The 24,236-nt window shown below is 29.2% G+C and carries 15 protein-coding genes; 14 read left to right on the forward strand and 1 reads right to left on the reverse strand.

Features of this window, described 5'->3' with window-relative positions; genetic code table 11:
- The first annotated feature begins 45 nt into the window (after positions 1-45).
- The 14 genes from secG (at position 46) to V2W16_RS00815 (ending at position 21,741) form a co-directional block, all read left to right on the forward strand.
- Positions 46-279, forward strand: coding sequence for a preprotein translocase subunit SecG (gene secG, locus V2W16_RS00750; protein WP_138269070.1), 234 nt, complete (start codon positions 46-48; stop codon positions 277-279).
- 34 nt (positions 280-313) lie between these two features.
- Positions 314-2,290, forward strand: a complete 1,977-nt coding sequence (locus V2W16_RS00755; protein WP_329379926.1) for a sodium-translocating pyrophosphatase — start codon at positions 314-316, stop codon at positions 2,288-2,290.
- 449 nt (positions 2,291-2,739) lie between these two features.
- A complete protein-coding gene (locus V2W16_RS00760; protein WP_329379929.1) occupies positions 2,740-5,523 on the forward strand; it encodes a YfhO family protein in 2,784 nt (927 codons plus the stop codon).
- A gap of 256 nt (positions 5,524-5,779) precedes the next feature.
- The gene (locus V2W16_RS00765) at positions 5,780-8,617 is read left to right on the forward strand and encodes a YfhO family protein (RefSeq protein WP_329379932.1); all 2,838 of its coding nucleotides are present in this window, start codon (positions 5,780-5,782) and stop codon (positions 8,615-8,617) included.
- A 49-nt stretch (positions 8,618-8,666) separates the two neighbouring features.
- Complete coding sequence (locus tag V2W16_RS00770) at positions 8,667-9,602, forward strand: glycosyltransferase family 2 protein (protein WP_329379935.1); 936 nt, start codon at positions 8,667-8,669, stop codon at positions 9,600-9,602.
- Positions 9,603-9,611: 9 nt separating this feature from the next.
- Positions 9,612-12,839 (forward strand): GtrA family protein, encoded by a 3,228-nt coding sequence (locus tag V2W16_RS00775; RefSeq protein WP_329379938.1) that lies wholly within the window; start codon positions 9,612-9,614, stop codon positions 12,837-12,839.
- A 448-nt stretch (positions 12,840-13,287) separates the two neighbouring features.
- Positions 13,288-14,523 (forward strand): aminopeptidase P family protein, encoded by a 1,236-nt coding sequence (locus V2W16_RS00780; protein ID WP_329379940.1) that lies wholly within the window; start codon positions 13,288-13,290, stop codon positions 14,521-14,523.
- A 35-nt stretch (positions 14,524-14,558) separates the two neighbouring features.
- Positions 14,559-15,722: a cation:proton antiporter gene (locus V2W16_RS00785; RefSeq protein WP_329379944.1), complete on the forward strand. Its 1,164-nt coding sequence runs from the start codon at positions 14,559-14,561 to the stop codon at positions 15,720-15,722.
- A 23-nt stretch (positions 15,723-15,745) separates the two neighbouring features.
- Entirely contained in the window at positions 15,746-18,367 is a 2,622-nt protein-coding gene (gene alaS / locus V2W16_RS00790; protein ID WP_329379947.1) for an alanine--tRNA ligase, read from the forward strand.
- Between the two features lie 73 nt (positions 18,368-18,440).
- Positions 18,441-18,710 (forward strand): IreB family regulatory phosphoprotein, encoded by a 270-nt coding sequence (locus V2W16_RS00795; protein WP_138268954.1) that lies wholly within the window; start codon positions 18,441-18,443, stop codon positions 18,708-18,710.
- A 95-nt stretch (positions 18,711-18,805) separates the two neighbouring features.
- Positions 18,806-19,240, forward strand: coding sequence for a Holliday junction resolvase RuvX (gene ruvX, locus V2W16_RS00800; protein WP_138268953.1), 435 nt, complete (start codon positions 18,806-18,808; stop codon positions 19,238-19,240).
- Positions 19,241-19,492 (forward strand): DUF1292 domain-containing protein, encoded by a 252-nt coding sequence (locus V2W16_RS00805; protein ID WP_138268952.1) that lies wholly within the window; start codon positions 19,241-19,243, stop codon positions 19,490-19,492. It begins immediately after the preceding gene.
- Positions 19,493-19,500: 8 nt separating this feature from the next.
- Positions 19,501-21,357, forward strand: coding sequence for a ribonuclease J (locus tag V2W16_RS00810; RefSeq protein WP_329379955.1), 1,857 nt, complete (start codon positions 19,501-19,503; stop codon positions 21,355-21,357).
- A 21-nt stretch (positions 21,358-21,378) separates the two neighbouring features.
- A complete protein-coding gene (locus tag V2W16_RS00815) occupies positions 21,379-21,741 on the forward strand; it encodes a YlbF/YmcA family competence regulator (RefSeq protein ID WP_329379958.1) in 363 nt (120 codons plus the stop codon).
- 821 nt (positions 21,742-22,562) lie between these two features.
- Here the strand turns inward: V2W16_RS00815 and abc-f are convergent.
- A complete protein-coding gene (gene abc-f, locus V2W16_RS00820; protein ID WP_329379961.1) occupies positions 22,563-24,044 on the reverse strand; it encodes a ribosomal protection-like ABC-F family protein in 1,482 nt (493 codons plus the stop codon).
- Positions 24,045-24,236: the final 192 nt, after the last annotated feature.

Here is a 24,236-nt window from a genome sequence, read left to right on the forward strand (position 1 = left end):
TATGATATAATACTAAACTGCAAGATTTATATTTAGGAGGATAAAATGGAAACAGTATTATTGGTGTTGATAATAGTATCAAGCCTTGGCTTAATTGCAAGTGTAGTATTGCAAGAAGGTTCTACTGCAGGCATGGGTGGTGCTATTTCAGGCGGTGCCGAAGGTTTATTTGGTAAGAAAAAAGCTCATGGTATGCAAGGACTTTTAAATAAGATTACTTTAATATCAGCAGTAGTATTTTTTATATCAATTTTTGTTTTTGACCTTCTAACAAAATAAAACAATATAGTAAAATTAATTTCGGAGGAGAAAAATGAGTGTTGAAACTTTAAAGTTTTTTGCCCCTGTTGCGGGTATTATAGCGCTTCTTTTTGCGTTATATCTTGCTTCTTCGATCAATAAAGTTGATCAAGGAACAGATAGAATGAAAGAAATTTCATCTCACATTCACGAAGGTGCTATGGCTTTCTTAACAAGTGAATACAAATATATCGTTATTTTTGCTGTAGTATTATTCGCTATTTTATTTGGCTTAATAGGTTGGGAAACAGCAGTTTGTTTCTTAATTGGTGCTTTATTCTCAGTTTTAGCTGGTTTCTTTGGTATGCAAGTTGCTACTAAAGCTAATTCAAGAACAGCTGCTTCTGCTAAAGACAAAGGCATGGGTGCTGCGTTAAAAGTTGCTTTTAACGGTGGTAGCGTTATGGGTCTATGTGTTGTAGGTCTTGGTGCTATCGGTGTTAGTATCATATACATGATCTTTGCTGATGTAAACATCATCACAGGTTTTGGTCTTGGTGCTTCTTCTATCGCTTTATTCGGTAGAGTTGGTGGTGGTATCTATACAAAAGCTGCTGACGTTGGAGCTGACCTTGTAGGTAAAGTTGAAGCCGGTATTCCAGAAGATGACCCAAGAAACCCAGCTGTTATCGCTGATAACGTAGGTGATAACGTAGGGGATGTTGCAGGTATGGGTTCTGACTTATTTGAATCATATGTTGGTTCTATTATTTCTGCAATGACTCTTGGTGGACTTTTAATTGGAAGCATGGAAGCTGTTATGTTCCCATTAGCTCTTGCTGCAGTTGGTATCATTTCTTCAATTATCGGTTCTTTATTCGTTAAAGGCGGAGAAAATTCTGATCCACATAAGAGCTTAAATCTTGGTACATATGTAAGCGGTATTCTTGTAATTATCGCTGCTTACTTCTTAACAACTTCTTTACTTAAAGATATTACATACTTCTATGCTATTATTTCAGGTCTTGTTTGTGGTATCTTAATCGGTAAAGTTACAGAAGTTTACACATCTGAAGATTACAAATCAGTTAAGAAAATTGCTAGTCAAAGTGAAACAGGTGCTGCTACAACAATTATTTCTGGTCTTGCTGTTGGTATGATGTCAACTGCTATTCCAATTATCTTAATCGTAGCTGCTATCTTACTTTCTTATATGTTATCAACAGAAGGTTTATATGGTATTGCTCTTGCTGCTGTTGGTATGCTTTCAACTGCAGGTATGACAATTGCCGTTGATGCTTACGGTCCAATCTCTGATAACGCTGGTGGTATCGCTGAAATGGCTGAACTTGATGATTCTGTAAGAGAAATTACAGATAAACTTGATAGTGTAGGTAACACAACTGCTGCTATCGGTAAAGGTTTCGCTATCGGTTCTGCTGCTTTAACAGCTCTTGCTTTATTCGCATCTTACTCAACAGCTGTTGGTATCAAAGCTATTGACTTACTTGATGTAAAAGTTATTGCAGGTTTATTCATCGGTGGTATGCTTCCTTATGTATTCTCAGCAATCACAATGGAAGCTGTTGGTAAAGCTGCTAACCAAATGATTGAAGAAGTTAGAAGACAATTCAGAGAAATTCCTGGTATCATGGAAGGTAAAGCTAAACCAGAATATTCTACATGTGTAGAAATCTCTACAAAAGCTGCATTAAAAGAAATGATCGTTCCTGGTCTTCTTGCAGTAGTAGTTCCATTACTTGTAGGTTACTTCTTAGGTGCTACAGCTCTTGGTGGTCTTCTTGCAGGTGCACTTGTAACAGGTGTATTAATGGCTATCCAAATGGCTAACTCAGGTGGTGCTTGGGATAACGCTAAAAAATATATTGAAGGTGGAGCTCACGGTGGTAAAGGTAGTGAAGCTCACAAAGCTGCAGTAGTTGGGGATACAGTAGGTGACCCATTCAAAGATACTTCAGGTCCTTCATTAAATATCTTAATCAAATTAATGACAATCGTTGCATTAGTATTTGCTCCATTGTTCATGTAATAGAAAATTAAAGCCTCTTTATAGAGGCTTTTTTTTATTGTAATTTTAGATTGTATTTTAATAATATAAATTTAATATATTTTTATTGTAGAAGTAGTGATAAATTAAAGTAAAAATTATATTTAAAATTTATTATTCGATTTAACATATTATAAATGGGAAGTAACAATATTATATATTTATTATTGTGATTTTATTTTAGGGTTAAATCTAATTAATATAATAAAAAAGACTCGAGGGAGTCTTTTTTTATTTATGTATATTCTTTGTAAAAGCAAAGTAAATCCTTTGAAATAAAGGAAAATGCCTTTACTTTTTTTGTTATAATCCATATGTTATTCTAAATCAAATTATATTTAAATAATTATTTGATTTGTTAAATATATAGTTTTAATGAGAAATTTAGATAATAAGTTTTGAACAAAATTAATTTTATAAAAGGGAAAAGCATGGAAAATAACAATAGAAAAGAATTAAAAAATAAAGAAGTATGGTATAAAAGGTGGTATGTAATTTATACCTTTATTTTTTTAGCTTTGTGCTTTGTTATTTTTTTACCATTTTTTATAAGTGGTAAAAGTTTTGTATGGGATACAGGTGGACTAAATACAGGGGACGGATTTGTTCAGCACTTTACATCTGCAGTATACTTTGGGAATTACTTTAGGGATATAATTCTTAATTTATTAAATAATCACGAACTCGTTATTCCAATGTGGGATTTAAGTATCGGAACAGGGTATGATGTTTTAACATCTCTTAATTATTATGCTTTTGGAGATCCCCTTAGCATTTTCTACATATTTACACCGGAAAAATTTACGGGATATATGTATTCTTTTGTTATATTTTTAAGACTTTATTTATCGGGATTATTTTTTTCATTTTTCTGTTTTAATTTTAAAATGAAAAAAACATCTGTGATTATTGGTGCATTATGTTATGTATTCTGCGGGTTTAGTTTATATTGCTCTATTCGTCATCCATTTTTTATAAACCCTATGATATACCTTCCTTTGCTTCTTTTAGGCATTGAAAAAGTATTTAAAGGAGGTAAGCCTTATTTATTTATAATAATGGTTACCATAAGTGCTATAAGCAATTTTTACTTTTTATATATGTTAACCATTTCCGCTATGATTTACGCTTTTATAAGGGTAATGTATATTTACAAAGAAAAAGGTGTATTTTTAAGAAAGCTTATATATTACTTCTTTAAATTTCTTTTTTATTATATTATTGGTATTCTGCTTTCGGCGGTTGTTTTCCTTCCGGTTATAATATCCTTTTTTAACAGCTCAAGGCAGAGTGGTCAGGCTAACAATCTGACACTGGTTTATAATTTAAGCTATTATATTAACGTTATAAAAAATATGTTTTCAGCTAATGATATAGGGCTTTGGGCATTCCTTGGATTTAATATTATAAGTATTATTTGCGGGGGGATTATATATAAAGACAAAAGCAAAAAGGGAAAATATTTAAAAGGTATATTAAGCCTATGTATTATCGCTCTTTTAGTTCCCGTTTTTGGATATATAATGAATGGATTTAGTTTTGTGTCAAACAGATGGACCTTTGTTTTTTCATTTGTCATATCATTTATAAGTGTTTATGTAATGGGAGAATTGAAGAATTTTAAAAATAACATTAAGTTTATAAATGTATTTCTTGGTGTGATTTTGTTTTTAAATATTTCTTTGACAGCTTTATATATATACTTAGGTAAAGATATAAAATATTTTTTATTTAACTATATTTTTATATTTATGGGATTTGTTTTCTTGTTTTTGATTAAAAACAGAAAGTACGGTATAAAAAGAATATATATGGTTTTACTTATTATTGTTCTTATACAAATTCCATTCTCTGCTTATATAAAATATTCGCCTTTTACATTAAATTATCCTAAAGAGTTTAAGTCTTATGATAAGCTAAGCAGTGCCATAAACCAAAAGGAATTTAATTATATAAAAAGCATTGATGAAGAAGAATTATACAGAGTTGACATAAACAACAACAGGTTGAATTATGGACTTATAAATGATATAAACGGTCTTTCTTCTTATTTCAGCGTTCAAAATAATAACAGCGTAAACTATTTCTTTTTAACCGGTCAGGTTGGACAGGCTACATTATCGGGTAATCACGGTTATGACTGCCACCTTATAAGCAATGAACTTAAAGGAGTTAAGTATTTTGTAAGTAAAAATTATAATGCCGATTTGTATAAAGATTACAAGGTTATAAAGGAATATGAAGACAGCAAGGTATATAAAAACGAAAATGCTCTTGGGCTTTTTTCTACTTATGACAGCGTCATGGATGAAAACACCTTTAATTCTTTAAATGAATATGACAGAGAAATGGCAATGCTTCAAAGTGTTTATCTGGATAAAGACAGTATAGTTTCAAATGATAATGTTACTTCTTCTTCAAAGACTTTATTAGATTTAGAAGATCTAATGGAAAATGCACAGTATGACAAAGACAAAATAGAAATTAAAAAGGATAAAATAATAGTGAAGGAAGATGACAGTGACCTTAGTTTTAATATAAACGTAAATAACAGCGAATGTTACCTTGTAATAGATGATTTTAGCCTAAATTTAGACAGTGAAATTAGTAAAGATGCTTCCTTAAAGAAAAAGATAAAAAATATGCTTTCTACTCCTGCAAAATATTCTTACATGAATATAAAAATTGACGGAAGTGAAGAAAGTTCTTTTAGATATTCCATAAAAACATCAGATAATACTTATTACTTTGGTATAGAAGATTATGTATTGAATCTTGGGTATTATAAAAATGGGTTGCACAACATAAAGATTAACTTTGATGAAAAAGGAGAGTATAACTTTTCTGATTTGAAAGTAGTATGTCAGCCTATGGATAATTACGATAAATATGTAAATGAGTTAAAAGAAGATAAGGTAGAAAATTTTACCATAAAAGGAAATACAGTAAGCTTAAATGTAAACACAAAAGAAGATAAAATCGGGGTTTTATCCATACCTTATTCAAAAGGTTGGAAGGCTTATGTGAACGGTAGGGAAGTTGAAGTGTTACAGGCAAACATTGACTCTATGGGGGTTGAACTTCAAAAAGGTGCAAATGAGGTTGTGTTTAAATACTGTACTCCGGGGCTTAAAGTGGGAGCTGTTGTTTCGCTTTTTACTGTTTTGGGGTGTGTGATTTACATATTTATTGATAATACGAAAAGAAAAATATAGTTGATTATTAAAAGTAATTTTTTATAAAAAGTTAAATTTTACTTTATTTTATTGTAATAAAATTACTTTAGAATACTATATAGAAATATATTATAAATAAGTGTATTATAAAGTACTTTATTTTTCATAAATATCATATTTTTATATTTTGATAATCATATTTTATATTAATGTTTATTAAAAATATTACAAAATAAAAAAGTTATATTATAGAGTTTTATATTTGGGTTTAAAAAAATAATAGCAGGTAGCAATAATGAATATTTACAAAAATAAAACAAATAAAATAAATTGGATTAAAAATTGGTATGTTATTTATACTATGTTATTTTTGATTATTTCAATTTTACTTTCAATTCCTTTTGTAAAAAACGGTATAAGTTTAATATGGGATACGTATGGACAAAACGGGGGAGATGGTTTTACTCAGCATTATGCTTCAGTAGTGTACTTTGCAAAATATATAAAAAATATATTCTATACGTTTATTAATACTCATGAACTTATAATTCCAATGTGGGATTTAAAAATTGGAACAGGATACGATATTATTACAACTCTTAATTACTATTCATTTGGAGATCCTTTAAATATATTTTATATTTTTACTCCCGAAAAATATTATCCATATATGTATTCTTTTTTAATTTTATTTAGGCTTTACTTATCAGGATTATTCTTTTGTTTCTTTTGTTTTGAATTTAAACAAAAGAAAGTTCCTGTAATTTTAGGTGCTGTTTGTTATGCCTTTTGTGGTTACGCATTATATTTGCCTTTAAAACATCCTTTTTTTGCTAATCCAATGATATATCTGCCTTTACTTCTTTTAGGTGCTGAAAAAATATTTAGAGGTAAAAGACCTTATTTATTTATAGTAATGGTTATTATAAGTGCAATAAGTAATTTTTACTTTTTCTATATGTTAACAATTGCTGTAGTTATGTACGCATTTGTTAGAGTTCTTTATTTATATAAAGATAAAGGGATATTTCTAAAAAAATTTTGGCATTATTTTATTAAATTTGTTATTTATTATGTTATAGGAATACTTTTAAGTATGGTTATCATGCTTCCTGTTATTTTGGCTTTTATAAATAGTTCCAGAGCAAGTGGACAAGTTGGTAATTTAAGCATATTTTATAATTTAGGATATTATGTATTTTACTTAAGTAACATATTTACTTCCAAAGGAAATAGCAATGGAATGTATTTAGGACTTAATGTAATAACTATTATATCATCTTTATTGATTTTTAAAGATAAGAGCAAATCAGGGAAATATCTTAAAAGGATTCTTTTTATAATTTTTGTCTGCACTATGTTTCCAATATTTGCTTATATAATGAACGGATTTAGCTATATTTCAAACAGATGGTGTTTTATTTTCTTGTTTGTTGTATGCTTTATAAGCGTATATGTTATGCAAGATATAAAGCAAGTTTTTAATAAAAACACAAAATTTGTGTATTTATCTTTATTCGTTATGTTTATTCTAAATATTGGACTTCATAGATTTTTTGTGTATTTAGATAGAACTACAACTTATATAGAGTTTAACTATCTTTTTATTTTAACTGCAGCAATAACGATTTTTATAATTAAAAATAAGAAAGCAAGCATAAAAGCCGTATATATCTTACTTGCATTATTATTTATATTTCAAATATCTTTATCTGGGAATTTAAAAAATGCGGGAAGATATGGAAATTTTATTTCTCAACTAAAGCCGTACGATAAAATAAACAATGAAATCAATATAGATGAATTTGATTTTATAAAAGAATATGATAAATCAGATTATTACAGAGTTGATCAAGAGAAAAGCAGAATGAACTATGGTTTCTTGCAAGGGGTAAACGGTGTATCTTCATTTTTTAGTATAAGAAATAAAAATGTAATGGACTATATTTTAAAGACAGGTATTTTAGGTAATGTCACATACTCAGGTAACCACGGATATGATTATCACATTGCAAGTAATACTCTAAAAGGAGTAAAGTATTTTATTGGAGGAAAAAGTTTTGATTCATACATAAACTTTGAATCGATAAAAGAATGTGAAAAAAACAAAATTTATGAAAACAAAAATTCTTTAGGGTTATTTTATACCTATGATTCTGTTATAAGTGATAAAGAGTTTAATGCCTTAGATGAAAATGACAGAGAATTTGCAATGCTTCAAAGTGTATATTTAACTGATAGTAATTTTATAAAGCCTAAATTTATAAAACCATCTTCAAAAACAATAATGACTTTTGAAGATATATTAAAAAATGCGAAATATGATAAAGATAAAATTGAAATAGATAATAATAAAATTACAGTTAAGGAAAAATATGCCACGGTAAAATTGAATATAGGAAGTATTAATAATAGTGAGTGTTATTTAATCATGAATAATTTTAATGTTGATTTATCAAGAGAAATAGATGAAAAAGCAGATTTAAAGAAAAAGATTAATGCAAGCATGAGTAAAGATGCAACAAATACATATTTAAAAATTACTTCAAAAGAAACGGGCTTTCAAAATAAATATATAGTTATGTCACAAAATAGTGAATATTATTTAGGTAAATTTAATTACATATTTAATTTAGGTTATTTTAAAGATGCTAAAAAGGGTGAAATTAAAATTGTTTTTTCACAAAAAGGAAAGTATAATTTTTCAGATATGAAAATAGTATCTCAGTCTATGGATAATTACGATACATATGTAAATGAGTTAAAAGAAGATAAGGTAGAAAACTTTACCATAAAAGGAAATACAGTAAGTTTAAATGTAAACACAAATGAAGATAAAATCGGGGTTCTATCTATTCCTTATTCAAAAGGTTGGAAAGCTTATGTGAATGGTAAGGAAGTTGAAGTGTTACAGGCAAACATTGACTCTATGGGGGTAGAGTTAAACAAAGGGGAAAATGAGGTTGTGTTTAAATATTGTACTCCTGGGCTTAAAGAGGGGGCATTTATTAGTTTTATAACAGCTTTTAGTTGTTTAATATATATTTTAATAAAAAAGAAAAAAATATTTAAACATTTTTTGTTATATGTGGTTTGTTTTATATTATTTGACAAAATCTTTATAATTGTATAGAATAAATGATATATTTTGCAAATTTTAAATTATAGAAAAAGAGGAAAATATGGATAAGGGTATTATGTCATTGGTTATACCTGCGTATAACGAATCTGAAATATTAGAAAATACAGCGAAAGTTGTTGTAAATATATTAAAAAAAGCAGAGATTCCATTTAAAATTATATTTGTAAATGACGGTTCAAAAGATGATACATGGGAAAAAATAAGAACATTATCAAAAGAGTATGATTGTATAGACGGAGTATGCTTTTCAAGAAACTTTGGTAAAGAGGCAGCTATTTTTGCAGGACTTCAATATGCAAAAGGAGACTGTGTTGCAGTAATGGATGCAGACTTGCAGCATCCACCTGAAACTCTTATTGAGATGTATCAAAAATGGTGTGATGGATATGAAGTAATAGAAGGGATAAAAGCTTCAAGAGGAAAAGAAGGCATTGTTTATAAAATCGGTGCTAAAAGTTTTTATAAGATAATATCAGATGCTACAGGTATAGACATGTCAACATCATCTGACTTTAAGTTGATGGATAGAAAAGTTGTTGATTCAATAATAAGTTTACCTGAAAGACATTTATTTTTTAGAGCCTTATCATCATGGGTAGGATATAAGACAACATATGTAGAATTTGAAGTGCAAGAAAGAGCCGGAGGAGAATCTAAATGGTCTTTTTCTTCTTTAGTAAAATATGCAATTAGAAATATAACAACATTTTCAACAGCTCCTATGCAGATAGTTTCTTTTGCAGGAATAATATTTTGTATTTTAGCAATAGTAATTGCTATTAGAGCCGTATATCAATATTTTGCCGGTATTGCTCTTGGTGGGTTTACAACAGTAATACTTCTTATTTTAATTCTTGGTGCTATAGTTATGTTATCCCTTGGAATAATAGGATATTATATAGCTAAAATTTATGAAGAAGTTAAGGGTAGACCAAGATATATAGTATCAGAAACAGCAAAGGAAGAAGAAAAATAGGAGAAATAAATGATAGAAAAAATTAATAGTTTATATGAAAAATATAAAGAAATTATTTTATATATTATTTTTGGTGGGCTTACAACCCTTGTAAATTTTGTAATATATTTTCTATTTACGAATGTATTATCTATAAATTATCTTATAAGTAATTTAATAGCGTGGATAGGTGCTGTTATTTTTGCGTTTTTTACTAACAAGAAATATGTTTTCAATGCAAATAACACAGAACTTTTTAACTATATTAAAGAATTTGTAATGTTTACTTTATCAAGAGGATTTTCTTTTTTGGTGGAAACCTTTCTTTTATTTTTAGGAGTAGAATTAATTAAACTAAATGATGGATTAGTAAAAATAGCAGTCGCAGTGATTGTTGTTATATTAAATTACTTTTTTACTAAATTTGTGTTTAAAAATAAGGACGAAAAAAAAGAAATTGAAAAAAATACTAGTGTAAAAAAAAAGGAAACTAAAGGTTTAGAAAGTAACGAAGTTTGGTATAAAAAATGGTATGTGATTTATACCGGACTATTTTTTGTTATTTCTTTATTTTTATTTTATGAATTTATATTAGAGGGTAAAAGTTTAGTTTGGTTTGGAGGAATGGGAGATGGAATTTACCAGCATTTTTCAAGTGATGTTTATTTTGGAAACTATTTTAGAGATATAATAATAAATTTCTTTAATACTCATGAACTTGTTATTCCAATGTGGGATTTAACTGTAGGGAACGGATTTGATATTTTTACTACATTAAATTATTATTCGTTTGGCGATCCCCTTAGTTTATTTTATATATTTACACCTGAAAAATATACAGGATATATGTATTCTTTTCTTGTTATTTTTAGACTTTATTTATCGGGATTATTCTTTATTTTATTTTGTTTTAAATTTAATCAAAAGAAGATACCTGCAATACTTGCTGCTTTAGGATATGCTTTTTGTGGGTATGCTTTATATGCTTCAATAAGGCATCCGTTTTTTATTAATCCAATGATATATTTACCTATTATGTTAATTGGAATGGAAAATGTATTAAGAGGTAGGAAACCTTATTTATTTATTTTCATAGTAGCTGTAAATTTAATAAGTAATTTTTATTTCTTATATATGAATACTTTGGCAGCTGTTGTATATGCTTTTGTAAGAGTTCTTTATTTATATAAAGATAAAGGGTTATTCTTAAAGAAACTTTTATATTATGTTGTAAAATTTATTACTTATTATATTATTGCAATACTTTTGAGTGCTGTATTCTTCCTTCCTATTTTTATTGCATTTATAAGTAGTGCTAGAGCAAGTGGGCAGACTGCTAATGTGGATTTATTTTATAATCTATCATATTATGTAAATATATTTAGAAATCTTTATAACGCAAATCCTATTGAGAAATGGCTTAGTTTAGGGTTTAATATAATAATTGTTCTTTGTTCATTGTTTATTTTTATTGATAAAAGTAAACAGGGTAAATATTTAAGAAATATTTTAATTATTGGAATAATATGTGTATTGTTCCCTGTTATAGGATATATGATGAATGGATTTAGTTATGTATCTAACAGGTGGTGTTATATTTTTGCCTTTTTAGTTTGTTTTATTTGTTGTTATATATTAAATGATATTAAATTAAGAATTAATAAACATAAAATATATACATATGGCTGCTTATTATTTTTGTTAATTGTAAATTTTATTTTAGATCAATTATTTATTAAATTAGATAAGAGCAATAAGGTGTTTATATTTAACTATATATTTATATTAATGGGATTTTTATTTGTTTTATGTGCAAATAGAAGAATAGTAAAAGAAAAAGCTGTTTTGTATGCTCTTGTATTAATATTTATTATACAAATTCCTTTAAGTGGCTTTATGAAATATAACAGTTCAATGTCTGATTATATCTCAGAATTTAAAAAGTACAGTGCATTGGATAAAGAAATAAACGCAAAAGAATTTAATGATATTACTAAATTGGATAATGACAATATATACAGAATTGCAAAAAATAAAATACAATATAATTATGGGGCAAGTAATGATGTAAATGGGCTTTCCTCGTTCTATAGTATTCAAAATAAAAGCACCATTGATTATATATTTAATCTTGGAATATTAGGTACTGTTACCTATTCAAGTTATGTCGGATATGATAATCATATAATATCAAATACATTAAAGGGTGTTAAATATCAAATAAATAAAAATACATATAACGTAGATGTGTATAAAGATTATAAAGTAATAAATAAGTATGATGATTTAACTACTTATGAAAATGTAAATGCTTTAGATTTGTTTTATACTTATGACTCTGTTATTGATGAAAATACATTTAATTCATTAAGTGCATATAATAAGGAATATGCAATGTTACAAAGTGTTTACTTAAGTAACAATGATTTTATTAAATCTGATAATGTAAATATGAATTCAAAAACAATATTGGATTTTGAAGATATATTAGAAAATGCTGAGTATGATAAAAATGATATTGAAATCAAGAATGATAAAATTGTTGTAAAGAAGAAAAATGCAAAAATTAAATTGGATTTAGGTGAAGTTAATAACAGTGAATGTTATTTTGTTATTGATGATTTTGATATAGATTTACAAAAAAAGAAAAATAATAAAGGTATAAAACAAAAAATTAAAAATGGTATGTCATCTAGCCCTACAAATTCTTTAATAAAATTTACAATGGATGAATCTAAAAATAGTTCTAAATATACTTTAAGAGCACAAAAAAGCCAATATTATATTGGTAAAAACGATTATGTATTTAATCTTGGATATTATAAAGACGGTAGTCATAGTGTAGAAATATCATTATCGGAAAAGGGTGATTATTATCTTAGTGATATGAAAGTTGTATGTCAGCCTATGGATGATTATGATAAATATGTAAATGAGTTAAAAGAAGACAAGGTAGAAAACTTTACCATAAAAGGAAATACAGTAAGCTTAAATGTAAATACTAAAGAAAATAAAATAGGGGTATTATCAATTCCTTATTCAAAAGGCTGGAAAGCTTATGTAAATGGTAAAGAAGTAGAAGTTCTGCAAGCTAACATTGATTCTATGGGAGTTGAACTTCAAAAAGGGGAAAATGAAGTTGTGTTTAAATATTGTACTCCGGGATTAAAAGAGGGAGCAATAATTACGTTAATTACAGCTTTAGGATGCATAATTTATATTTATATTGATAAAAAGAAAAGAAAAAAGGCTTTATAAAAGCCTTTTTTTAGTTATTTACAATTTTTATCGTTTTTGTTTTGTTGTTTTTGTTCATTTTTGTTGTTACATGATTGTTCGTTTTTATTCATGTTTTGTTTATTGTTTTTGTTTTCTTTTTTCTTAGCCATTTTATTTCTCCTTTGCTTTTTCTATATTAATTTTTCCCCAAAAACAAATATATATATTGGAAATTTTTTCAAATTTTTAGCTGTATATATTTTTTTATAAATTAAATAAAATGTTTTATAAAGAAATAATCATAATTTAAAATAATATTTAGTAATTTTTTGTATGTTTGATATTTTTAAGTAATTATTATATTAAAATCTTATTTAAACATAGAAAAATATTAGTAAAAGGGCAAATGTAGAAGTTTAAAATATTGATAAAATTTTTTTACTATGGTAAAATAAATTAGTTATTATAAAGGTAAATGAGGCAGGTTATGAATAATCTAAATTTAAAAAAACGAAGAGAAAAAGTACTTGAATACATGGACGATAATTCGGCTGCGGTTTTCTTTTCCGGAGAACTTGTAAGAAGTGAAAACGGAAATGATTATGAATTTGAAGTAAACAGAGATTTTTATTACCTTACAAACATTGACGAAGAAGACTGTGTGCTTATTTTAACAAAGAATGATAAGGAAATAAAAGAACAATTATTTATTCCTGAAAACAACGAGTATTCTTCAAAATGGACGGGGATAAAATTATCTATTCCTGAAGTTATGGCACTTAGTGACATGGAAGATATTTTTTATCTTGACGAATTTGAAAAGTATATAAACGAACTTGGCAATGATGAAACTTTAGAGAAGATTTATTTTGCTTTGGATGATACAAATACCAGCGAGAATTATAACTTAAACCTTAGAATGTTTAAACAAATGTATAAAGTATTTGATAACTTGGAATTTTATAATATCAAAAGATGCCTTAATGAACTTAGAGAAGTAAAAAGTGAATACGAGGTAGATTGCATTCATAAAGGGGCAAAGAATTTAAAAAATGCCATAAACATGGCAATGAAGATTACCAAACCCGGTGTGAAAGAAGCTGAAATTGCTGCTACAATTGATTATATCACAAGGAAAAACGGCGATACACTGCCTTTCCCAACAATTGTTGCCAGCGGTAAAAATGCTACTACTCTTCATTACATCAAAGGAAAGGATAAAGTAAAAGACGGAGATCTTGTTCTTCTTGACTGCGGAAGTGCGGTAAATAAATACAGTGCAGACGTAAGCAGAACTTATCCAGTAAACGGGAAATTTACTGATTTCCAAAAGGTTATATACAATATCGTTTTAAATGCGAACAAAACCGTTATTGAAAATGCAAAAGAGGGTGTAACCTTAAAAGAACTTAATGATATTGTAATTGATATTTATGAAGAGGAACTTAAAAAAATAGGTTTGATAGAAGAAAGAGAAGAAGTAAATAATTATTATTATCACTTCGTTTCCCATTTTGTAGGACTTAACTGTCATGATCCATTCGATAAAGATAAACCTCTTAAAGCGGGTAATGTCATTACCGTTGAACCGGGACTTTATTTACAAAAAGAGGGAATTGGAATCCGCATTGAAGATAATATTTTAATAACAAAAGAAGGAAACATTAATTTAACAAAGAATATTATGAAAGAAACGGATGAAATAGAATCATATATGATGTGACAATAGAGTTTTTCATCTAAAGTTGAGGAAGAAAAATGGATGAATTATTGGCTCTTGGGTTATTCCTTTTTGTAGGATTTGCTATAAGTAAAATATGTTCAAAATTAAAACTTCCCGCTGTAACGGGATATTTGCTTGCAGGTTTAATCCTTGGAGTATCATTTATAGATATTCTGCCAAAAGATATCCTTTTGGAACTTGAATTTCTGCAAGATGTAGCCCTTGGCTTTATTGCCTTTAACATAGGGGAAAGTTTTAACTTGGATAAAATAAAAAGCCTTGGCGGAAGCGTTATTTTAATAACGATAGTTCAAGCTACCGTTACTATAATCGCCGTAACCATCGGAGTTTATATTGTAACGGGTGATTTACCGTTATCGATAGTCTTTGGTGCTTTATCTGCTGCCACAGCTCCTGCCGCAACGGTTAATGTTATTAACGAATATAAGGCAAAAGGAAAACTTACAAATACAATTCTTACGGTTGTTGCCCTTGATGATGCCGTATGTTTATTCCTTTTCAGTATTGCATGTGCAGTTTCACAGTCTATGATAAGCGGACATTTTAATATAAATTCTGCTTTACTTGCTCCTTTAAAAGAGATTGTATTATCTTTAATAGTAGGTGGAGTTATAGGGCTTGTGTTCTGCTTTATTGAAAAGAAAGTCAGAAGGGATAAATCTCAAGTGCTTATTGTTGCTTGTGCAAGCGTTCTTTTAGGTTCAGGAATAGGTACATATTTTGAACTTTCTTCAATTCTTGTTTGTATGGCAACAGGAAGTGTGATAGCTAATCTATGCTTTAGATATGACAAAGTCTTTTCTATGACGGAAGAAGCTGTAAACCCGATTTACGTTATATTTTTCGTGCTTGCCGGATACAGTTTGGATTTAAATGTAATAGTAAGTATAGGTGCAATCGGAATAGCCTTTGTAATTTCAAGATTTATTGGTAAAATCCTTGGTGCTTTTCTTGGGTGCGGTATGGCCAGAACCGATAAAGTTACAAGGAATTATCTTGGAATGGGACTTATGCCTATGGCCGGAGTTGGAGTAGGGCTTGCGGTTGCGGCATCAAAAATGATGCCTGAATACAGTACACTGTTTTTAAATATAATTATGGGTGCAACATTTGTTTTTGAAATAGTCGGTCCTATCCTAACGGCACAGGGTCTTAAAAAATCAGGAGATATAAAATAACATACTAACACAGGGAGATAGATATGGAAAAATACTCATTAAACGAACTAAGAAAAATGTTTTTGGAATTTTATGAAAGCAAAGGACATTTAAGACTTGAAAGCTTTTCTCTTGTTCCTCACAACGACAAGAGTCTGCTTTTAATTAACTCTGGAATGGCTCCTTTGAAACCTTATTTTATAGGGGAAGAAGTTCCACCAAGAAAGAGAGTTACAACTTGTCAAAAATGTATCAGAACACCTGATATTGATAACGTAGGTAAAACAGCAAGACACGGTACTTTCTTTGAAATGCTTGGTAATTTCTCTTTTGGAGATTATTTCAAGAAAGAAGCAATTAACTTTGCATGGGAATTTTTAACTGAAAAAATAGGTCTTGATAAAGATAAACTTTATGTTTCTGTTTATGAAGATGATGATGAAGCAGCTCAAATTTGGAAAGAAGATATCGGTTTAACTGATGATAGAATTACAAGACTTGGTAAAGATGATAACTTCTGGGAAATCGGTCTTGGACCATGTGGACCATGTAGTGAAATTTATGTAGACAGGGGGGAAGAATACGGATGTGATTCTCCTGACTGCGGTGTAGGTTGTGACTGCGACAGATACATGGAAGTATGGAACCTTGTATTTACACAATTCGACAAAGACAAAGACGGAAACTACAACAGACTTGAACATCCAAACATCGATACAGGTATGGGGCTTGAAAGACTCGCTGCATACGTTCAAGGCGTTGATAATATTTTTGAAGTTGATACAATCAGATACATCCTTGATTACATTTGTGAAATATCAGGTAAAAAATATGGTGAAAATGAAAAAGACGATATTTCAATAAGAGTAATAACAGATCATATCAGAAGCAGTGTGTTTATGGCAAGTGACGGTATCCTAACTTCAAACGAAGGAAGAGGATATGTTCTTAAAAGAATTTTAAGAAGAGCAATGAGACACGGTAAACTTCTTGGTATCGAAGGACACTTTATGGAAGGCGTTGCAAAGAAAGTAATAGAAATTTCAGGAGATGCTTATCCGGCTTTAAAAGAAAAAGAAACTACAATTTTAAAACTTATAAATATTGAAGAAGAAAAATTCAATGAAACAGTAAAAGAAGGTCTTTCTTTAATTGAAGAATTAATGGAAAACTTAGAAGGCGACACATTAAAAGGTGACGATGCTTTCAAACTTTACGATACTTATGGATTCCCTCTTGAACTTACAATGGAAATCCTTGAAGAAAAGGGAATTAAAGTTGACAAAGAAGGCTTTGAAAAAGCCATGAAAGAACAAAAAGACAAAGCAAGAAGCGCAAGATCAAGTAAAGATATAGTAAGTTATAAAGGGGATTTAACAAACTTTATCGCAAATCTTGAAAGCACAAAATTCATCGGATACGAAGATTTAAACGGAAGCGGAAAAGTTATCGAAATAATCAAAGACGGTGAAATGGTTAAAGAATTAAGCGAAGGTAAAGCTCTTGTTATTTTTGATAAGACTTCATTCTACGCAACAAGCGGTGGTCAAGTAAATGATACAGGTATCATTGAATCAGAAGACTTTAAAGGCGAAGTATTAAACGTAACAAAAAGCGGGGATAAATTCGTTCATGAAGTATTAGTAAAAGAGGGCGTATTAAAAGCAGGAAATGAATATAACTTCAAAGTAAACAGAGCCGACAGACTAAACATACAAAGAAACCACTCTGCAACACATCTTCTTCACAAAGCTTTAAAAGAAGTTTTAGGGGAACATGTAAACCAAGCAGGTTCTTATGTAGACAGTGAAAGACTTAGATTTGACTTCTCTCATTTTGAAAAAATGACAGATGCAGAGTTAAAAGAAGTTGAAAGAAAAGTAAATGAAGAAATATTAAACCAAGACAAAGTTGAATATTTTGAAACAAGCATTGATGAAGCAAGAAAACTTGGTGCTACTGCATTATTCGGTGAAAAATACGGAAGCATTGTAAGAGTTGTAAAAATGGGTGATTACTCAACTGAACTTTGCGGTGGATGTCATGTTAAAAACACAAATGACATAAGTTTATTTAAAATTGTTTCAGAAACTTCAGTTGCAAGCGGGGTAAGAAGAATTGAAGCTATTACCGGTAAAGCTGCAATAGAAGAAAATATGAAAAATTATGATGAACTTCTTACAATAAAAGACAAATTAAGACTTAATAACAATAATATAATTGAAAAAGTAGAAGAACTTATAAATAAAAACAAATCTTTGGAAAAAGAACTTGATAAGTTCAAGAAAGAAGCTAACAAAGATAAGCTAGGAAACATCATTGACAAAGCAGTTGACGTAAATGGCATTAAATGTGTTATGGCAAGAGTTGACGGTCTTGACATGAACGAACTTAGAGATTTTAGCGATAAGATAAAAGACAAAGAAGGTAAGGTTATCGTGTTCCTTGTAAGCGTTAAAGGTGAAAAAGGATTTATGATTTGCTCTGCTGATAAAGAAACTGTAAAAGGCGGATTTAACTGTGGACAATTCATCAAGAAAGTAGCTCAAAGCATCGGAAGCGGTGGCGGCGGAAGACCTGACATGGCTCAAGCCGGACTTAAAGATATCGCTAAAGCTGATATGGCTCTTGATAATGCCAAAGATTTCATTAAAGAAACATTATAATTGTTAATTAATAAATAAAAAACTTGAATAATCGTAATTTATAGGTTAAAATTTATATATAGGTGGTGATATTATGGGAACAAATAACAGTAACAGTAATTTTACTATGCAATTTAGTTTGGAAAACGATCGTTCTAAACTTATCGAAGAGACATTAAAAAAAGTAGAAACAGCATTAGAGGAAAAGGGATATAATCCTGTTAATCAGTTGGTAGGTTATATTATGAGTGGTGACCCAACATATATTACCTCTTATAAAGATGCAAGAAAACTTATCAGACAAGTTGAGAGAGATGAAATTTTGGAATTAATAGTATTAAAATATTTTAATGATTTAAAATAAATACAGTACGTTTGAAAACTAAAGATTTATATAATTAAAACCTACTTATTTAATATAAGTAGGTTTTAGTTGCAAATGGGGAAAAGGAGTATATATTGAATAAAAGAATATTGGCGCTTGATTACGGTGAAGCTCGTATTGGTGTAGCCGTAAGTGATGCACTACATATTACCGCACAAGGTATATGTGTTATAAAAAGAACAAAAAACATAAAAGAGGATATAGAAAAAATAAAAAAACACATCAAGGATTATGACGCAGGGCTTGTTATTTTAGGTAATCCTCTTAATTTGAATGGAGAAAAAGGTACCAGAGCCCAAATCACCGAAGAATTTTATGAAATTTTAAAAAAAGAATTAGATGTGCCCGTTAAACTTTGGGATGAAAGACTTTCAACTAAAGAAGCTGAAAGAGCCCTTGAAGCCGGGGGAGTAAACTGGAGAAAAAAAAGAGAAGTTATTGATATGATGGCAGCACAAATAATTTTATCGTCATATCTTGATTATAATAATAATTTAGGAGGTTTTTAAATGAGCGAAGAAAAAAACACAGAAGTTATCGTTTTAAAAGATGAGGAGGGCAAAGAAATATCTTTCCTTGTTGAAGATGAGTTTGAATTCGAAGACAAATCATATTTAGTTTTATATGAAGAAGATAACGATGAAGATGCATATTTGTTTACAGTTGATGAAGATGAAGACGGAAATTTGGTAGTTATGGAAGTTGTTGACGAAGACGAATTTAACAGAGTAAGTGAATATTATGACAATGAGCTTGAATAGGGGAAGAAATGGCTTTTAGAAAAAATAATTTTGAAGCTACTCCTTTATCAGGAGCTAAAAGAATAGAAAGCAAAGAAAAAAAGCTGCTTTCTTCTTCAAGTAAATATTTAGAGCATAAAGATAACAAAAATAAAATACAGAGGAATAATATTCAACGTAAAGCTACCAAAAATCAAAAGAAAGCTGAGAGTAACGTGTCAAATATAAATGGAAAACTAAAAGTAATACCTCTTGGAGGTCTTGGGGAAATCGGGAAAAACCTTACTGTTTTTGAAACTGAAGAAGATATAATTTTGGTTGACTGCGGGCTTAAATTCCCTGATGAAAATATGTATGGAATAGATATTGTTATTCCTGAATTTACTTATTTAATTGAAAAAAGAAACAAAATAAGAGGTTTGTTTTTAACTCATGGTCACGAAGACCATATAGGTGCAATACCTTATTTATTAAAACAAATCAATATTCCTATATACGGAACAAAGCTTACAATGGGTTTATTAAAAAATAAACTTGTTGAACACAAACTTGACGAAAGCACAAAGCTTCATATAGTAAAAAGAGGTCATACGGTTCATGTAAAAGGCTTCAGCGTGGAATTCGTAACATCAAACCACTCTATTCCAGACAGCTGCGCACTTTATATAACCAGTCCTTACGGAAAAGTATTCCATACGGGAGACTTTAAAGTTGATTATACTCCTGTTGACAATCAACAAATAAACCTTCAAAGAATGGCTGCAATAGGTGCACAAGGTGTTGATTTATTAATCGCAGACAGCACTAATGCCGAAAGAGAAGGTGCTACAAAGTCTGAAGCAAGTGTAGGAAGAACTTTTATGTCTTTATTTAAAGAAGGTATAGATAAGAGAATTATCGTTGCCACTTTTGCCACAAACGTACACAGAGTTCAACAAATATTTGATGCTGCCAAAAAATTCAAAAGAAAAGTTGCCATAAGCGGAAGAAGTATGGTCAATGTTATATCGGTAGCAAAAGAACTTAAATATTTAAAATTTAACGATAACATAATGATTGAGTTAAATGAAGTTGATAATTACCCACCTGAAAGAGTAGTAATATTAACAACAGGTTCTCAAGGTGAGCCTATGGCTGCACTTAGCAGAATGGCAAACGGAGAACATAGACAATTTAAAATTTCAAACGAAGATTTTGTTATTATTTCAGCAACTCCTATTCCAGGAAATGAAAAGACAGTTGCCGAAGTTATTAACAGCTTGTTTGAACTTGGCGCTGAAGTTGTTTATCAAGGAGCGGAAGGAATACACGTTTCCGGACATGCTCAAAAAGAAGAACTTAAACTTATGCATTCCATTATCAAAGCCAAATATTTTATGCCTGCACACGGCGAATACAAAATGCTTTCAAAGCATAAGGAACTTGCTATGGAACTTGGCATGAAAGAAGAAAATATCTTTGTAATGAAAAACGGGGATATTTTGGAAATCGGACCTGAAAAGGCTAAAATCAAGGGAGAAGTTCCAAACGGAATGACTCTTATTGACGGACTTGGCATAGGGGATGTAGGTAACATAGTATTAAAAGACAGAAAGAAATTAAGCGAAGACGGACTATTTATTGTTGTTGTTTCCTTAACAAAAGAAAGAGTAGTAAGCGGACCGGGGATAGTTTCCCGTGGGTTTGTATATATGAGAGAAAGCGAAGAGCTTTTAAACGGAGCAAAGGAAATTGCAAACAAGGTGCTTGATAAATACAAAGACAGATTGTTTGATTATAACAGTATTAAAGCTGATATGAAATATGATCTTGAAAAGTATTTATATGACAGCACAAAGAGAAGACCTATGATTTTACCTATACTTATGTATGTAAGAGTAGATTAGCATTTAAAGGAGGATTTTAGTATGAATGTATATGATAAAGCAAACGAACTTGCAAGAGCTATAAAAGAAAGCGATGAATTCAAAAGATACAAAAGTGCAAGTGAAAAGATTGATAAAAGCGAAGAGCATAAAAAGATGATTAAAGATTTTATGGATATGCAGTATAAATCTTATGTTGCTCAAATGAAAGGTGAACAACCTGACGAAAAAATGATAAGTGAATTTAACTTATTATATTCTACAATGTCAAATATTTCAGACATTAAAGATTTCTTGGAATCTCAAATGTATTTTGCAAGACTTATGGAAGACATTCAAAAGACAATAGCAGATGCAGCTGATACGGGTGTTGAATTTTTAAAAGAAGGTTTGTTGAGCAAATAATCAAATAAAAAAACAGCAAGTTTGGCTTGCTGTTTTTTAGTGGAATAACAAATTTATTAAGGGGCTTAGCCCCTTATAAACCTCATATTTAATTTCCTTAAGGGTTTTCAACCCTTAATAACCCACGATTTTTTTACTCGCATAAAAAAGTTGAATAAAAAGGACGCTTCTAGGCGAAGAGGATTAAACGCTTTTCAATATCTCGCAAAATGCTCCCCGCATTTTACGGATGGAAAAGTTACCCCACCCCCTAAAAATAATCTTGCATTAACTTATCAAACAACACCTGCGTTTCTTCAAGTGATTTCTTTATATTTTCTTTGCTTTCTTCCGTTTGTTTTACAAAATCGGCAAATTGATTTTGTAGTTCTATTAGGATAAATATATTAAAAGATTTTTTAATCTTTCCTTAGATATATTATACATTGACTTTGCTGAACCGCTTGAAATATTTTGTACTTGTTTTCTAAATAAATCATGATTAATTAATTTCTACAAAATATCATTTTATATTTCATCTGATAATAACAATGTGTTCCACGCCCAGATAATCTATATAGTTTACATAAACGCAAGAATTATTGCATTCACTAATCGTAATGGCATTTATATCAACATTATACAAGTTAACTTTACCCGAATTTTTCCATTTAAATAATTATATTTGGCATTATAAGCTATATCTTCTTTATTCACTTGTTGCCCTTTTGAATATGGAGAAATATTTTTTAATTTTACTTTAACCTTCACCTTACTACTCCTAGTCAATTGAGCTTTTACTTCCTTTATGTCTTTTCCCTTTATTTTATTCTAGTAATGGTTTAAAGTTTTATTATTTCTGTATTTATTTTGTTTATAAATGTTTTGTCGTGTTCGATTATCAGCATCGTGGGAAGATATGCGAGTATTAAATTTTCTATTTGCATTCTGGAAAAAACATCAATGTAGTTTAAAGGTTCGTCCCATATATATAAATGTGCCTGTTCGGATAAACTTTTCGCAATTAAAATTTTTTTCTTTTCTCCTTGACTCATTATTTCCAAATTTTTCCCGAAATCCTTTCTTTCAAAATTTAATTTTATTAAATTTGTTTTAAATATGGTTTCGTTTATTTGGTTTTCTTTTATAAAATTATCCAAAGAACCTTTTAAAAAAGACGTATCCTGAGGAATATAAGATATTTTTAAATTTTTTGCTTTATAGAAATCTCCTTCATAACTTATATTTTCGTCGGTTATTAATTTTATTATGCTGCTTTTCCCGCTTCCGTTTTTCCCTTGAAGAATAATTCTGTCTTTGTTGCTTATCTGAAATGTGATGTCTCTTAAAATATCTTTTTTATCATAAAACAGGCTTATGTGGTTTAATCTTATGAAATTGTCGGAATGAAAATAGATAGGGGATATTTTTAAGTCTTCGCTATGTTCAATGTTTTTTAAAAGCGATTTTTTTTCTTCAGCTTTTTTGTTTATTCTTTTATTTATCGATTTTGAGGTTTTCATCATTTTAGCGGATTTATGCCCTATGTATCCTCTGTCTACTTTAAGTCCGGATATGTTTTTTGTGTTGTATTTTGTTTTTTCAACTTTGTTTGCCCAAGAAGAAGTCTGTTTTGCTGCCATTTCCATATGTGATATTTCCTTTTTTAATTTTTCGTTTTTGGATATTTCAAAACTGTCTTCTCTTTCTTTATTTTTCATATACGAATCGAAATTACCTTTTTGTAAATCTATTTTGTTTTTATTTATCGAAAGTATATGGTCGGTTACATTGTTTAATAAATTTCTGTCATGACTTACTATTATATATCCTTTCTTCTTATTTAAATATTTAATAAGTGTTTCCCGCCCGTAAACGTCCAAATGATTTGTAGGTTCGTCTATAAGCAAAAAATTGTTTGGCTTTGTAAAAAGAACGGCAAGCATTAATTTTACCTGTTCTCCTTTACTTAATTCGTTAAAGTTTTTATAAATTATTTCATCTTTTGCAGAAAGCATATTCAGCTCTTTTGATAATTCCCAATATTCAAAGTTTGGGTTAATGTCTTCTATTATTTCGATGGACATTCTGTTTTTATTTTTAATTTCGAACGGGAAATATTCAAATTCGATATTTTTGCTTATCGAGCCTTTATAATCGTATTCGTTCATCAGAAGTTTTAAAAATGTTGTTTTGCCTCTTCCGTTTCTTGCAATAAGTCCGAGTTTCCAAGACGTATCAAGATTTATCGAAAGGTTTTCGAATATGTTTTCATAACTTCCTTCGTGGGAGAAGGTTAAATTTTGTATTTTAATTGTTGACATTTTCATACCTCCTTAAAAAAAACAGACCGCAAGAAAATATTCTTCGGTCTGTTTTGTAATACGACAAGGACTGAATGAAAGAATTATTTTCTTGCTTTTGCATAAAAACAACGCTTAAAATTTGTTTTATGCATATTGATAAATATTAGCAAGAAAAAATAATCATTCTTTCATTATCCTCCTTTTTTCACA

Source organism: Anaerofustis butyriciformans (assembly GCF_036289385.1).
In the GTDB taxonomy this organism is placed as follows: domain Bacteria; phylum Bacillota; class Clostridia; order Eubacteriales; family Anaerofustaceae; genus Anaerofustis; species Anaerofustis butyriciformans.

Bases quoted from the DNA above. Each gene is read 5' to 3' on its own strand.
- secG (WP_138269070.1), top strand. From the start codon at position 46: ATGGAAACAGTATTATTGGTGTTGATAATAGTATCAAGCCTTGGCTTA.
- V2W16_RS00755 (WP_329379926.1), top strand. From the start codon at position 314: ATGAGTGTTGAAACTTTAAAGTTTTTTGCCCCTGTTGCGGGTATTATA.
- V2W16_RS00760 (WP_329379929.1), top strand. From the start codon at position 2,740: ATGGAAAATAACAATAGAAAAGAATTAAAAAATAAAGAAGTATGGTAT.
- V2W16_RS00765 (WP_329379932.1), top strand. From the start codon at position 5,780: ATGAATATTTACAAAAATAAAACAAATAAAATAAATTGGATTAAAAAT.
- V2W16_RS00770 (WP_329379935.1), top strand. From the start codon at position 8,667: ATGGATAAGGGTATTATGTCATTGGTTATACCTGCGTATAACGAATCT.
- V2W16_RS00775 (WP_329379938.1), top strand. From the start codon at position 9,612: ATGATAGAAAAAATTAATAGTTTATATGAAAAATATAAAGAAATTATT.
- V2W16_RS00780 (WP_329379940.1), top strand. From the start codon at position 13,288: ATGAATAATCTAAATTTAAAAAAACGAAGAGAAAAAGTACTTGAATAC.
- V2W16_RS00785 (WP_329379944.1), top strand. From the start codon at position 14,559: ATGGATGAATTATTGGCTCTTGGGTTATTCCTTTTTGTAGGATTTGCT.
- alaS (WP_329379947.1), top strand. From the start codon at position 15,746: ATGGAAAAATACTCATTAAACGAACTAAGAAAAATGTTTTTGGAATTT.
- V2W16_RS00795 (WP_138268954.1), top strand. From the start codon at position 18,441: ATGGGAACAAATAACAGTAACAGTAATTTTACTATGCAATTTAGTTTG.
- V2W16_RS00805 (WP_138268952.1), top strand. From the start codon at position 19,241: ATGAGCGAAGAAAAAAACACAGAAGTTATCGTTTTAAAAGATGAGGAG.
- V2W16_RS00810 (WP_329379955.1), top strand. From the start codon at position 19,501: ATGGCTTTTAGAAAAAATAATTTTGAAGCTACTCCTTTATCAGGAGCT.
- V2W16_RS00815 (WP_329379958.1), top strand. From the start codon at position 21,379: ATGAATGTATATGATAAAGCAAACGAACTTGCAAGAGCTATAAAAGAA.
- abc-f (WP_329379961.1), bottom strand. From the start codon at position 24,044: ATGTCAACAATTAAAATACAAAATTTAACCTTCTCCCACGAAGGAAGT.